The organism is Deinococcus betulae, assembly GCF_020166395.1.
GTDB lineage: Bacteria > Deinococcota > Deinococci > Deinococcales > Deinococcaceae > Deinococcus > Deinococcus betulae.
Window position 1 is genome coordinate 37,885 of record NZ_JAIQXU010000032.1, and the last position, 12,172, is coordinate 50,056.

The 12,172-nt window shown below is 68.4% G+C and carries 12 protein-coding genes and 1 riboswitch; of the genes, 11 read left to right on the forward strand and 1 reads right to left on the reverse strand.

What is annotated here, in order from left to right; all coding sequences use genetic code 11:
• Nucleotides 1-71 precede the first annotated feature (71 nt).
• A riboswitch (TPP riboswitch) is annotated at nucleotides 72-173 on the forward strand.
• 52 nt (nucleotides 174-225) lie between these two features.
• The 4 genes from K7W42_RS19080 to K7W42_RS19095 all read left to right on the forward strand — a co-directional run bounded on the left by K7W42_RS19080 (nucleotide 226) and on the right by K7W42_RS19095 (nucleotide 4,965).
• Complete coding sequence (locus tag K7W42_RS19080) at nucleotides 226-1,254, forward strand: thiamine ABC transporter substrate-binding protein (RefSeq protein ID WP_224576672.1); 1,029 nt, start codon at nucleotides 226-228, stop codon at nucleotides 1,252-1,254.
• A 549-nt stretch (nucleotides 1,255-1,803) separates the two neighbouring features.
• The gene (locus K7W42_RS19085) at nucleotides 1,804-3,345 is read left to right on the forward strand and encodes an ABC transporter permease (RefSeq protein WP_224576674.1); all 1,542 of its coding nucleotides are present in this window, start codon (nucleotides 1,804-1,806) and stop codon (nucleotides 3,343-3,345) included.
• Between the two features lie 13 nt (nucleotides 3,346-3,358).
• Nucleotides 3,359-4,333 carry an ABC transporter ATP-binding protein gene (locus K7W42_RS19090; RefSeq protein WP_224576676.1) on the forward strand — a complete coding sequence of 325 codons (975 nt, stop codon included), beginning with the start codon at nucleotides 3,359-3,361 and terminating at the stop codon, nucleotides 4,331-4,333.
• Complete coding sequence (locus K7W42_RS19095) at nucleotides 4,330-4,965, forward strand: thiamine diphosphokinase (RefSeq protein WP_224576678.1); 636 nt, start codon at nucleotides 4,330-4,332, stop codon at nucleotides 4,963-4,965. Before K7W42_RS19090 ends, K7W42_RS19095 begins: the two co-directional genes overlap by 4 nt.
• A gap of 28 nt (nucleotides 4,966-4,993) precedes the next feature.
• Here K7W42_RS19095 and K7W42_RS19100 read toward each other — a convergent pair whose 3' ends face one another.
• Nucleotides 4,994-5,887, reverse strand: a complete 894-nt coding sequence (locus K7W42_RS19100) for a hypothetical protein (protein ID WP_369411396.1) — start codon at nucleotides 5,885-5,887, stop codon at nucleotides 4,994-4,996.
• A gap of 584 nt (nucleotides 5,888-6,471) precedes the next feature.
• Between K7W42_RS19100 and K7W42_RS19105 the strand changes: the two genes are divergently transcribed.
• From K7W42_RS19105 to K7W42_RS19135, 7 genes are all read left to right on the forward strand, one after another.
• Nucleotides 6,472-7,143, forward strand: a complete 672-nt coding sequence (locus K7W42_RS19105) for a hypothetical protein (protein ID WP_224576680.1) — start codon at nucleotides 6,472-6,474, stop codon at nucleotides 7,141-7,143.
• 146 nt (nucleotides 7,144-7,289) lie between these two features.
• The gene (locus tag K7W42_RS19110; RefSeq protein ID WP_157458628.1) at nucleotides 7,290-7,772 is read left to right on the forward strand and encodes a hypothetical protein; all 483 of its coding nucleotides are present in this window, start codon (nucleotides 7,290-7,292) and stop codon (nucleotides 7,770-7,772) included.
• Nucleotides 7,773-8,107: 335 nt separating this feature from the next.
• A complete protein-coding gene (hemL, locus tag K7W42_RS19115) occupies nucleotides 8,108-9,454 on the forward strand; it encodes a glutamate-1-semialdehyde 2,1-aminomutase (protein ID WP_224576682.1) in 1,347 nt (448 codons plus the stop codon).
• Nucleotides 9,451-9,879, forward strand: a complete 429-nt coding sequence (locus tag K7W42_RS19120) for a CoA-binding protein (protein ID WP_224576684.1) — start codon at nucleotides 9,451-9,453, stop codon at nucleotides 9,877-9,879. Before hemL ends, K7W42_RS19120 begins: the two co-directional genes overlap by 4 nt.
• 2 nt (nucleotides 9,880-9,881) lie before the next feature.
• Nucleotides 9,882-10,910 carry an NAD(P)/FAD-dependent oxidoreductase gene (locus K7W42_RS19125; RefSeq protein WP_224576686.1) on the forward strand — a complete coding sequence of 343 codons (1,029 nt, stop codon included), beginning with the start codon at nucleotides 9,882-9,884 and terminating at the stop codon, nucleotides 10,908-10,910.
• 164 nt (nucleotides 10,911-11,074) lie between these two features.
• Nucleotides 11,075-11,548 carry a winged helix-turn-helix domain-containing protein gene (locus tag K7W42_RS19130; protein WP_224576687.1) on the forward strand — a complete coding sequence of 158 codons (474 nt, stop codon included), beginning with the start codon at nucleotides 11,075-11,077 and terminating at the stop codon, nucleotides 11,546-11,548.
• Nucleotides 11,490-12,095, forward strand: a complete 606-nt coding sequence (locus K7W42_RS19135) for an IS630 family transposase (protein WP_224576688.1) — start codon at nucleotides 11,490-11,492, stop codon at nucleotides 12,093-12,095. The genes K7W42_RS19130 and K7W42_RS19135 overlap by 59 nt, the downstream gene beginning before the upstream one ends.
• Nucleotides 12,096-12,172 lie beyond the last annotated feature (77 nt).

The window sequence follows — 12,172 nt, forward strand, 5'->3', positions numbered from 1 at the left end:
CTTTTCAGGGCGCTCGAAGACAACCCTCAGGCGCACTGACTCCCCCTGTGCGTTCTGCGCTATCCTCGCGGGTGCGTCACCGGGGGTGCCGAACCGAAGCAGGTTTGGCTGAGACTTACCCCAGGAACCTGATCCGGGTCATTCCGGCGGAGGGAGCGTGACCGGCCCCGCCCTGCATACTGGCGGCGGCCCCCGCTTCCCCTCGTGACGCGAGGGGACTTTTTTATGCGTAGAACACTACTGACCGCTCTGCTGCTGGGGGGGGCTGCCCAGGCCCAGACCACCCTGACCGTCATCACCCACGACTCCTTTGACGTGGATAAGAAGCTGGTGGCGGCGTTCGAGACCGCCAATGGGGCGAAGGTTCGCTTCATCAAGGGCGGCGACGCGGGCGAACTCCTAAACCGCCTGATTCTGACCCGCCGCGCCCCGATTGCTGACGTGGTCTATGGCCTGGACAACAGCCTGCTGCCGCGTGCCCGCCAGGCCGGGATTCTCGAAGCCTACACGTCACCTGCGCTGGCCAAGGTGCCAGCCGCCTACCGTCTGGACGACGCTGGCCTGCTGAACACCGTGGACTACGGATTTGTGGCCCTGAACTACGACCGCGCGTGGTTCGAGAAAGCGGGCCTGGCCCTGCCCAAGAACCTGGACGACCTGAAAACGCTGGCCTACGCGAAGCTGACCGTGGTGCAAAGTCCGGCGACCAGCAGCCCTGGCCTGGCCTTTTTGCTCGCCACGGTCAACCACTACGGCGAGGCGGGGGCCTGGCAGTGGTGGCGCGCGGCCCGTGCCGGCGGCATGAAGGTTACGCGCGGCTGGAGCGACGCCTACTACAAGGACTTCACCAGAAACGGCGGTAAATACCCCATCGTGCTGTCCTACGCCAGCAGCCCCGCCGCCGAGGTGTTTTACGCCGACGGCTTTAATCCTGCCAAATTGCCGGCCCAGGCCCCGACAGGCAACCTCTTTCTGCCCGGCAGCACATTCACCCAGCTTGAAGGCGTGGGCGTCCTGAAGGGCAGCAAGCAGGCCGCCCTGGCCCGTAAGTTCGTGGACTTCATGCTGAGTAGCCCCGTGCAAGCGGACCTGCCCACCCGGATGTGGATTTACCCCGCCGTCCAGGGCACGCCCCTGAATCCAGTGTTCAAGTTTGCCCAGGCACCGAAAGCCGAGGCCATCAAGCCCGCCGTGACGGCCAACCCGCAGCGGCTGGTGGACGCCTGGGTGACGCAGGTGCTGAGGGCGAGGTAAGGCGGACGGGTAGCGGTGTGGGGGGTGAGATGTCGCTTGCTTGCCCCACCCCCCATCCCCAGAGGGGACGGGAGAGCAACGTTGGCACTGGGGAGGGGTTGACTGGCGCGGCGGAAGAGAGTTGTCTTTCTACGCGGTGGACGCCGTGGCACACCTGTCGCCCATCGCCTCACGCCCGCGCGCTGCGCGCACGACGGCTTCCGTTGCTGGCCCTGGGATGGTGGCAGGTGAGGACGCTTAAGGCGCGAGATTCTACTGTTGAAAGGCGCTCAAGCAACAGCTTCTTTTTCAAAGTCGAACCTCTGGGCCGCACCAAGACCCCTTGCCCCAATCCCGCCCAGGTCCAGACGAGGCCAGACCCATGACCAAGTTGAGCAGACCCACCAACGTCAGTAGACACCCTGGCCGAGCGCAGCGCTGCTCGCCCTGTCATCAGGTTCCAGGCGCATCAGTCAAATCAGCAGCAACGTGCAGGCCGCCCTGCGCGGCGAAGTCGTCCCCCTTTGTGGGCTGGGGAGTGAGGCACACGCACAGAGCAACTGGTTGCCCATGACCCGTCTCACTTCCTTTCTGCTCACCCTGCCAGGCCTCCTCTTCGTCACCCTCTGCCTGGCCCTGCCCCTCGCCCGCACCATGCTCGAAGGCGGCGTGACCCTGGCCGTCTGGGCCGACCCCTATTTCCAGGGCCGCCTGCTGTGGACGCTGGCCCAGGCCGTCACCACGGCTGGTCTGGCCCTGCTGCTGGGCGTGCCGCTGGCTTTTTTGCTGGCCCGCTTTCAACTGCGCGGCCAGCAGACCTTTCTGCGCCTGCTGCTGCTGCCTTTCGTCACGCCCACGCTGGTCGCCGTGCTGGGGCTCTCGGCGCTGCTGGGGCCGCAAGGTTGGGTCACGCGCCTGACCGGCCTGGACCTCAGCGACACGCCCCTGCTGCTGGTGCTGGGCAACCTCTTTTTCAATCTGCCGGTGATGGTGCGCCTGAGCTACGCCAGCTTTGCGCGGGTGCCGGCCGGCCTGCTGGGGGCGGCGCGCAGCCTGGGCGCCAGCGCAAGGCGTGCGGCGTGGGACATTGCCCTGCCACTGGCCCTGCCAGGGGTGCTGGCCGGAGCCGTGCTGGTCTTTCTGTATTCCGCCCTGAGCTTTGGCCTGCCCCTGGCGCTGGGGGGCGAGCGCTACGCCACGCTGGAGGTCGAGATTTACACCCTGACCGCCCTGCAACTGCGGCTGCCCGAGGCCAGCGCGCTGATTGTGGGGCAGCTGGGCCTGACGCTGCTGGCCACCTGGACCTACGTGCGCCTGACGCGCGGCGGCGTGGGCGTGTCGGCGGCAGCCCGGCCCCCCGCACGCGGCGCCGCCCGGCTGGCCCTGCTGGGCCTGGGGGGCCTGACGGTCCTGATCTGTTTTGCGCCGCTGCTGGCTGTGGTGGCGCGCGGCCTGCTGGGCACAGGCGGCCCCACCCTGTCCTACTGGCAGGGCGTACTGGCCGACGACACCACCCCGCTGCTGGCCTGGAACACCATGCGCTTTGGCCTGATGGCTCTGGCCGGGGCCACAGTGCTGGGGGGGCTGTACGCGCTGGGGGCGTGGCAGGCCCGGTCACGGGTGCTTGACCTCGTTTCGCTGCTGCCACTGATGGTCTCGCCGGTCAGTCTGGCGGTGGGCTACCTGCTGGCCTATCCGGCGCTGGCCGCCAGCCTGCCGCTGCTGATCGCGGCCTATACCCTGCTGGCCTGGCCGCTGGTGGTGCGCTCGGTGCTGCCGGCCCTGCGCGCCATTCCGCCCCGGCTACACGAAGCGGCGCGGTCACTGGGCGCCAGCAGTGCGGCGGCTTTCCGCACCGTCACCTGGCCGCTGGCGGCGCCCGCCCTGCGCGGCGGCGGCGCACTGGCCCTGGCCACGGTGCTGGGTGAATTTGGCGCGACCCTGGTGCTGACCCGCCCCGAATGGGCCACCCTCAGCACCGGCCTGTATGACCGCCTGGGCCGCCCCGGCGAGCGGAATCTGGGCGAGGCGTGTGCGCTGGCCACCCTGCTGCTGGTCCTGGCCGGGCTGGCCTTTACCCTGCTGGACGGCGGCGAAGGCGAGGTGACCTAGGATGCAGGAGCCCATGACCGCCCCCGCCCTGACCCTCAGCAGCCTTCACAAAGCCTTTGGCCCCGTCCAGGCCGTGCAGGACGTGTCCCTGACTGTTCAGTCTAGCGAAACAGTGGCGCTGCTGGGGCCGTCGGGCTGCGGCAAGAGCACGGTGCTGCGACTGGTCGCTGGACTGGACCGGCCTGACAGCGGCGCCGTGCAGATTGGCGGCCAGGACGTGACCGCTCGCCCCCCCGAAGCCCGCCGGGTGGGCCTGGTGTTTCAGGACTACGCCCTCTTTCCGCACCTGAGCGTGCTGGACAACGTGGCATATGGCCCCCGCGTTCGCGGCGCCCCGCGCGCCCAGGCCCAGCGCCGCGCCCAGGAAGCTCTGGCGCTGGTCGAATTGACGGGGCTGGAGGCCCGCCGCCCCGCCCAGCTGTCCGGCGGGCAGGCGCAGCGGGCGGCACTGGCCCGCGCCCTGGCCACCGACGCGCCCCTGCTGCTGCTGGACGAACCGATGTCCAACCTCGACGAGCGCCTGCGCGCCGAGCTGCGGGCCAGCCTGCGGGCGCTGTTTGCGCGGGTGGGGGCAGGCGTGTTGCTGGTCACCCACGACCAGCGCGAGGCGCGCGCGCTGGCCAGCCGCGTAGCAGTGATGCGGGCCGGGCAGCTGATCCAGACAGGCCCGGCCGAGGCGGTGTTCACGGCCCCGGCCACCGCCTGGGTCGCTGCCTTTCTGGGCGAAGCCAACCTGCTGCCCGCTGGGCCTGGCCAGGTGCGCCATATCCCTGAAACGGCCCTGCACCTGGGGGCAGGCGAGGCGTGGCCAGCGGTGGCCGCCCCAGCCGGCGAGGGCGGCACGCCCGTCACCGTGACCCACCCCCTTGGCCCGCTGCACCTGACCCTCAGTCCGCGTGAGGCGACACTGCTGGAGGGCGGCAGGTTGCGCCTGACGGTGGACGACGCGCAGGTGCGCCTGCTGCCCGACGACCGGGAGGGCGCGTGATTGCCTGGATTCTGGTGGGGGGCCGCCTCATCCTTTCGCCCCTGCTGGGCATGCTGCCGCGCCCAGACCTCGTGATCGCGGCGGATGGCGGCGCGCGCCACGCGGCCCTGCTGGGGGTCCCAGTGGACACCTGGGTGGGCGACTTCGATTCCTCGGAAGGGGTGCACATCAGCGCGCCGCGAGAAGTTCACCCCACCGCCAAGAACGCCACCGACGCCGAACTGGCTGTACAGGCCGCCCGCAGCCGCGGCGCCACCGAACTGGTCGTTCTGGGCGCCTTTGGGGGCCGCTTCGACCACGCCCTGGCCCTGGCCCTGGGCGCTGCGCGCCTGACCGGCGAGGGCCTGCGCGTCACCCTGACCAGCGGCGATGAATGGGGCTGGCCGCTCCTTCCCGGCTCTCCCCTGTCGCTGGCCCTGCCCCCCGGCGCCACCCTGAGCGTGCTAGCACTGACCGAGCTGCGCGCCCTGACCCTGCGCGGCGTGCGCTGGCCCCTGACGGGCGCCAATGTCCCCCTGGGCAGCGGCTGGACCGTCAGTAATGAGGTCCAGGAAGAGCGGGTCACCGCCGAACTGGGCGCGGGCCTCGCCCTGCTGACCCTCCTTCCCGACACAGAAGAGGAGCCGCGCTAGGGCCGCTCCTCTTTTCTCCCTGCTCAGCTCAGGGACACGCCTCCACCCCGGCCCGCGTGCCGCGCGTGAACCGGCAGCCATACGCCGCCTCGGCGACCACGCTGGGGGTGGTCACGTCGTCGCCGGCGGGTTTGGCCCCGCCCGCTTCCCACTTCACCAGGTCGGTAAAGGCTTCGACCAGTTCGGCCGGCGTAAATTCGCAGTGGCCGGCGGCGCGCACGGCCCGCTGCACCAGGCGTTCGCCATTGCCAGCCGCATTCACCGCGGCGCGGTACAGCTGCTGGTGCTTGAACGGCACGTAAAAGTCGCCCGTGGTGTGGACGGTCAGCACCGGCACGCTGATGTCGCCGTTCACACGCGGCAGGAAGCGCACGGTGCCGGGGCGGGCCGGGTTGGGGTCGGCGGCGGGCGTCACGCGCAGGATGCCGGCGTTAAATGTCTTCTCGGCCTCGGTGGGGACCGCGCCCGGTGTCCAGCGGTAGGTGGTGCCCGCGTTGCCGTAGAGGTTGCGCGGCAAGATGCCCATCACAGTGCCGTCGGCGCCGCCCGTGCTCAGGACGGCCTGCTGCCACTGGGCGGTGCGGAAGCCCAGATCAAAGACCGGCCGCGCCCCGCCGGTCAGGTTGCGGGCAATCTCGCGCAGTTTGGCGCCCTGCGTGGCGTTCTCCTGCCACAGCGCGCCGCCCACGCTGCTGAAAGTGGCGGCCAGAATATCGGGCAGCAGCGCCCGGTAGGTGTCCTGGCCCTGGGGAAAGGTTTTGGGCCCCAGGCCGGCCAGTTGCGCGGCCACCAGCGGATAGTCACCCAGCCACTGAAACTCGTACTCCTCGTCCATCACGCCGCACAGAGGCAGGGCGGCGGCGTAAGCCGTCTTGTTCTTTGCCGTAGCCTGCGTTTCCTTTTCCACGGCGGCGCCGGCCACGTGCCCGCCCATACTGACGCCCACAATCAGGGTCTTTTTTCGGCGCGGCGTACTTGCCGCCCGTCAGGGACACAAAGGCGTTTGCCAGCGCATTGGTGTCTTCCACCCCCGCCTGCACGTCGTAGGAGTTGGCGCTGTACGAACTGGCGGCCCAGGCGTACCCCTGACTCAGCCACAGGGCGCGCAGGGGCGGCGCCTGCACACGCAAGTCTTTGCCTTCGCCCGCATAGCCGTGGGCGTACATCACCAGCTGGCCGTTCCAGTTGGCCGGGACCTCAAGGGCGTAACTGGCCTCGCCGTGCAGACCTGGCAGCTTGCCCTGATACAGGTCAGCGCCGGGCTGGGCACTCAGCGCAGGCACAATGGCCGTAAAGGTACGGCTGTCGTGCAGGCGCGTTTCGGTGGGCAGGGGCACGGGCTGGGTGCGGGTACAGGCACTCAGGGCCAGGGCCGAGAGCAGAGCGGCAGAGACGCGCATGAAGGAACCTCCGGGGCTGAGGACGAATTGAACTGGGTTTAAAGATTGGAACGCCGCGATGATAGCGCCCGGAACCTCCCGCCGCCCAGCCTCGTACAGTGCAGGCATGAGACAGGTTGGGATGGGCGGGCGTGGACGAGGACTGGGCTGCGGGTGTCTGGGCTGCGGCGGCAGCGCCCTGCTGGTGGTGGCCCTGTTGGGCGGCCTGGCGTGGTTTTTCGTGATTCAGCCGGCCCGGTCGTTTCTGGCCGGATGGCAGGGGCCGGCGCAGACCCAAACGCAGCCGCCGTCCGGTCAGGCACAGCCCCCCGGGGGCGCCACCTCCACCGGCACCGCGAATGCCGCCCTGACGCGCCAAGACGTGCAGCAGTTCGTGCGGGTGCGCCGCAAGGTGCGCGACGCCCTGGGGTCGTCGTTTACCGGCGTACAGACGGTCTGGACCGACGTGCAGAACGGCCAGAATCCCAACGTCTTGCAGATGCTGGGCGTGCTGCGTGAGGTGGGCAGCAGCGTGGGAGCCGCGCGCCAGGCCCAGGCGGCGGCGCTGAGCAGCGAAGGCATGAGCGCCGAGCGCTACGCCCAGGTGCGCGCCGGAGTCAACCGCGCGCTGGGCCTTCCCAATGTGGACTTTGCGCAGGCGGCCCAGGCCTTGCAAAGCGGACAGGTGCCTGACCTGAACAGCACGGTGCAGTCGGGCACCGCCCAGGAGCGGGCGCTGGTGGAGCCCTTCCGCCGCGAACTGACCGCCACGGCCGCCGCAGGACTGCTGGGGCTGTAGGTCAACCCGGCCTCTCTTCCCCCCTGGTGCTGGTATGCCAGGGGGCTTTTCTGTATCGGCTTCTCTAGGCCTATGATGACCAGAGGCCCAGCTGCTGCGGCGCTGGCCCCCGCCCCGTTCCTTTCTGCTGTTCCGAGGAGGCACACATGACCCGATTTCACCGCTCGCTGAGGGCCGCCGCACTGCTGGGGGCCGCGCTGGGAGGCGGCGTGCTGGCCGCCGCAACCCTCAAATCCTTCTCGATGGACGCCGAAAACGCTTCGGGCAGCGAGAAGTACGTCATCACCGGTAAGGCGCCTGGGACCTATGAGGCCGATACCTTTTTCAAACGGCTCGAAGACGACGACCGCGACGTGACCATGAAATTCCGCGTGGCCAGCACCCTCGTCACCTACGACGTGGCGGCCCCGCGCAAGGTGCTGCGCAGCGTGAAGACCTCCACCCGGCAGCTGCTGGTGCTGGACACGCAGGGCAACTCCAGTTTCTCGGAGCGCTACCACCTGGGGATGTCGGTGGCGGCCAAAGGGGTTCCTGGCCGCTTTGTCTTCTGCGAGGCCAGCGCCGACACGCTGGCGCCCATGACCGAAGCCATCGCCATCTGCGACTCGCTGACCGTCAAGAAGAAGTAATACGGACGCCGATTCAATCGTTTGCAACAACGGTTTGATCCGAGCAGGGCGGGTTCCGGGCGTGGAGTTTGCGAGCCAGTTCTGTTCTGATGTATCAACCGAACAGACGGAACCCGTATCAGGCGAATTCCGGCGCCTCTGTGGGCCAGCAAGGCCACCCGGTCGGCTCCATAGATAAAGGCAGAGGAGCAGACGGGGCCGGGCGTGACACACTGGGGCGCTTTTGATGGGCCCCTGGAGTCGCCTGAGCATCAGCAGAGCTAACGCACAGGGCCGGGGCCAACTGTTGCCCACCTTGCGCCTGACGGGTTGCCGCTTCCGCTAAGGTGAGCGGCATGACCACTGACCTTCTGGCGGTGCCTGCGGCCACCACGCGCTCTGAGGCGCTGTTTGCGCGGGCGCGGGCCGTCACACCCGGCGGGGTGAACAGCCCGGTGCGGGCCTTTCGCAGCGTGGGCGGCACCCCGCGCTTTATCGCCAAGGCCGACGGCGCCTACCTGACCGACGCCGACGGCACGCGCTACCTCGATTACATCGGGTCGTGGGGACCGATGATTCTGGGGCACAACCACTCGGCGGTGCGCGAAGCGGTGGCCGAAGCCCTGCCCCTGGGCACCAGTTACGGCGCCCCCAGCGAGCGCGAGGTGCTGCTGGCCGAACTGGTCACGCGCCTGACCGGCGCCGAGCGGGTGCGCTTCGTCAGCTCTGGCACCGAGGCCACCATGAGCGCCCTGCGCCTGGCACGCGGCTTTACTGGCCGCAAGTACACCGTGAAATTCCGGGGCAATTACCACGGCCACGCCGACGGCCTGCTGGTTGAGGCGGGCAGCGGCCTGCTGACGAACGCCGACACCCTGGGCGCGGCGGCCCCCAGCAGCGCGGGCGTGCCCGAGGACTACGCCCGCCTGACCCTGGTGAGCGAATACAACGACCCGGCGGCCCTCGACGCCCTGATGGCCGCGCGCGGTGACGAGATCGCCGCTGTCATTTTTGAGCCGGTGGTGGGCAACGCCGGGGTGCTGATTCCCACCCCTGACTTCCTGGCCGCGCTGCACCGCGTGAAGGACCGGGGCGCGCTGCTGATTGCCGATGAGGTGATGACGGGCTTTCGCCTGTCGCTGCGCGGCGCCACCGGCCTGCTGGGCCTGGAACCCGACCTCACCTGCTGGGGCAAGATTATCGGCGGCGGCCTGCCGGTGGGCGCTTACGGCGGCCGGGCCGAGGTGATGGATTTCGTCTCGCCGCAGGGGCCGGTGTATCAGGCCGGGACCCTCAGCGGCAATCCTCTGGCGATGGCCGCCGGACTGGCGACCCTGAAGACGCTGGAAGCCGATCCTGGGCTATATGCCCGGCTGGACGCCTACACGGCGGCGCTGGCAGGGGGCCTGCGGGCGGCGGCCCAGGAGGCGGGCGTGGCGATCAGCATCAACCACGTGGGCAGCATGCTCACGGCCTTTCATCAGGGGGTGCCGGACGGGTCTATTCGCACCTACACCGACGCGGCGCGCAGCGACACTGCCGCCTTCGCCCACTGGTTCCAGGGTCTGCTGGCGCGCGGCGTGTACTGGGCGCCCAGCCAGTTTGAGAGCATCTTTGTCAGTGCCGCCCACGGCGACGAGGAACTGGGCCTGACCCTGGAAGCCGCGCAGGCCGCCTACGCCAGCCTGGGAGCCAGCGCATGACCCTGCGAATCTCTGTCCCCCAGATTCGGCAGGTGCTGACCGACCACAAGGTCATCGCGGTGGTCGGATTTCATCACGACTCCATGCGCCCGGCCTACTACGTTCCCGAATACATGCACCGCCAGGGCTACACGGTCATTCCAGTCAATCCGGCGCTGGCCGGGCGGGGTCAAAGCTACTTCGGCCACAAGGCGGTGGCCACCCTGGCCGAACTGGACGTGCCCGTAGACATCGTGGATGTCTTTCGCCGCAGCGACAAGGTGCATGAGCATCTGGACGACATCCTGGCCATGACGCCGCTGCCGAAGGTGGTGTGGCTGCAACTGGGCATCCGCGACGATGCCACAGCCCAGGCCCTGACGGCGCGCGGGATTGATGTGGTGCAGGACCGCTGCCTGCTGGCCGATCACCGGGCGCTGCTCTAAGCGTGGCCGATCTTCTGGTGGTGGGGGCGGGGCTGGCCGGGCTGGCCTGCGCGCGCGACGCCGAGGCGGCCGGCCTGCATGTCCTGCTACTGGACAAGAGCCGGGGGGTCTCGGGCCGGGCGGCCACCCGCCGCGTCACGCTGCCGGGCGGTGAGGTCGCCCGGTTTGACCACGGGGCCCGCTTTTTCACCGCCCGCCATGAGCGCACCCGCACCCTGGCCGAAAGCGGCGTGCAGAGCGGCTGGAACGCTGTCTGGACGCGCGGCTTGGCCCAGTGGGCCGACGGGCAGGTTGAGCCTGCCGAGGACGGCCATCCCCGGTATGCCCCACCCGCAGGCTTAAGTACCCTGGGCCACACGCTGGCGCGCGGGCTGGAAGTCCACAGCGCCGCCGAAATCACCAGCCTGGAGAGACGGGTAGGAGGCTGGCGGGTCCATGCCCGCGACGGGCACAGCTGGGAAGGGGCGCGCCTGGTGCTGAACCTGCCGGCGCCTCAACTCCTGGCCCTGCTAAACGATGTCCCCCTGGAGGGCACCGCTTCTGAGGGCGCCTGCTGGACGGCGGCGCAGGTGAGGTTCGCGCCGTGCTGGGCCGCTGGCCTGGTGCTAGCGCGGGGCCCGGCCTGGCCGCACCGGGCCACCCAGGTGCGTCACCCCACGCTGGACTGGGTGGCCCTGGAACACACCAAGCGGCCCCCCGGTCATCCGCCGGCGCTGCTGGTGCAGGCGAATGCCGACTGGAGCGTTGCCCATCTAGACGCGACCCCCGAGGATGTGCTGCCGGTTCTTCAAGCCGCTGCCACCGAGATCATGGGCGAAGACCTGGAAGTTCAGGCGACCTTTGCCCACCGTTGGCGCTACGCCACCCCGACCCGGCGGGCGCCCGGCCCCTGCCACTGGGACGCTGAACTGGCTCTGGGCTGGTGCGGCGACTGGTTCACCCCCGACGAGCATGGCCCACGCGTTGAGGCCACGCTGTTGAGTGGGTGGGCGCTGGCACGCTGGCTTCAGGCGCCGGTCGGGTCCAGCTGAAAAGGCTTGGGTCTGACCTGTAGACGAACACTGTCCAACCCAGGCGACTCGAACGTAGGCATTGGATGGCAGCGGGACACAAGGTAACACGGCTTCCGATTAAATCCGTCATAACATGAGGGATGGGGCGAGCGTTGCAAGTGGCGTTTCAACACAGTACAGAGGTGCTGTGGCAGCAGTATCAGGCAAGTATGTGTGCGGTGGAGCGCCGTCGGCTCCAGGTGATGGCGTTGCTGGCCGAGGGTCGCTCCAGAGCAGAGGTCCTGACGATCACCCGCTACAGCGTGCCTCGCCTGGTCGATCTGATCCACCGATACCATGCCCAAGGGCTGGAAGGCCTGCGTGACCGGCGGCACCGCAACAGCGGTGCCCCCACACTGCTGACCGACGCAGAACTCCTGCTGTTGGCGCAAACGATTCGAGCAGACTATACCGAAGGGCTCGTCTGGAACGGCCCGAAGGTGCAGCAGTGGATCAAGACGACCCTGGGCAAAGAGCTGTACGTGTCACGCGCCTATGAGTTCCTTGACGCCATCGGCTTCAGCCAACAGACGGCCCGGCCTCGACATGTCGAGGCCGATGACGCGGCGCAGGACAAGTTTAAAAAACACGCTCGTTACGCAGCTCCGTGCAGCTGAGGCGCGTCATGACTGCGTTGAACTCTGGTGCATGGATGAGCACCGACTCGGCCTGAAACCGATCCTGGGCAAAGTGTGGGCACCGCGCGGTCAGCGGCCTATCGCCCGCGTCCAACACCGCTACGAGTGGTTGTACGTCTCGGCCTTTGCCTGCCCAGAGTCCGGCGCCAGCCAGTTCTGGCTGACGCCACGGGTCAATACCCGAGTCTTCGAAGAGGTGTTGGCCGCCTTCGCCCGCAATGTCGGAGCAGGGTCCGAACGACACATTCTGGTGGTGCTCGATGGTGCGGGGTGGCACACCTCGGGCACGCTGCGCGTGCCTGAGGGCCTTGAACTCGTCGTGTTGCCACTGTATTCGCCCGAGTTGCAGCCCGCGGAACGGTTGTGGAGACTCACTGACGAGCCGCTCAAGAATCAGCATTTCGCGTCTTTGGCCGCGCTGGAAACGATTCTGGGCGACCAATGTCGCAAGCTCGAACACGCTACAGATCAGATTCGTGCCGCCACCCGCTTTCATTGGTGGCCTTATGCTTCATTGCGGATTTAATCGGAAGCCGTATAAGACAAAAGGCAAGTTCATTACCTAGCGATGGTTACCTTAGCCATAACCTTGAGATAGGACTA

Coding starts and splice junctions, on each gene's coding strand:
- hemL (WP_224576682.1), top strand. CDS start 8,108: ATGACCACTGACCTTCTGGCGGTGCCTGCGGCCACCACGCGCTCTGAG.
- K7W42_RS19120 (WP_224576684.1), top strand. CDS start 9,451: ATGACCCTGCGAATCTCTGTCCCCCAGATTCGGCAGGTGCTGACCGAC.
- K7W42_RS19135 (WP_224576688.1), top strand. CDS start 11,490: ATGACGCGGCGCAGGACAAGTTTAAAAAACACGCTCGTTACGCAGCTC.
- K7W42_RS19080 (WP_224576672.1), top strand. CDS start 226: ATGCGTAGAACACTACTGACCGCTCTGCTGCTGGGGGGGGCTGCCCAG.
- K7W42_RS19110 (WP_157458628.1), top strand. CDS start 7,290: ATGACCCGATTTCACCGCTCGCTGAGGGCCGCCGCACTGCTGGGGGCC.
- K7W42_RS19090 (WP_224576676.1), top strand. CDS start 3,359: ATGACCGCCCCCGCCCTGACCCTCAGCAGCCTTCACAAAGCCTTTGGC.
- K7W42_RS19085 (WP_224576674.1), top strand. CDS start 1,804: ATGACCCGTCTCACTTCCTTTCTGCTCACCCTGCCAGGCCTCCTCTTC.
- K7W42_RS19105 (WP_224576680.1), top strand. CDS start 6,472: ATGAGACAGGTTGGGATGGGCGGGCGTGGACGAGGACTGGGCTGCGGG.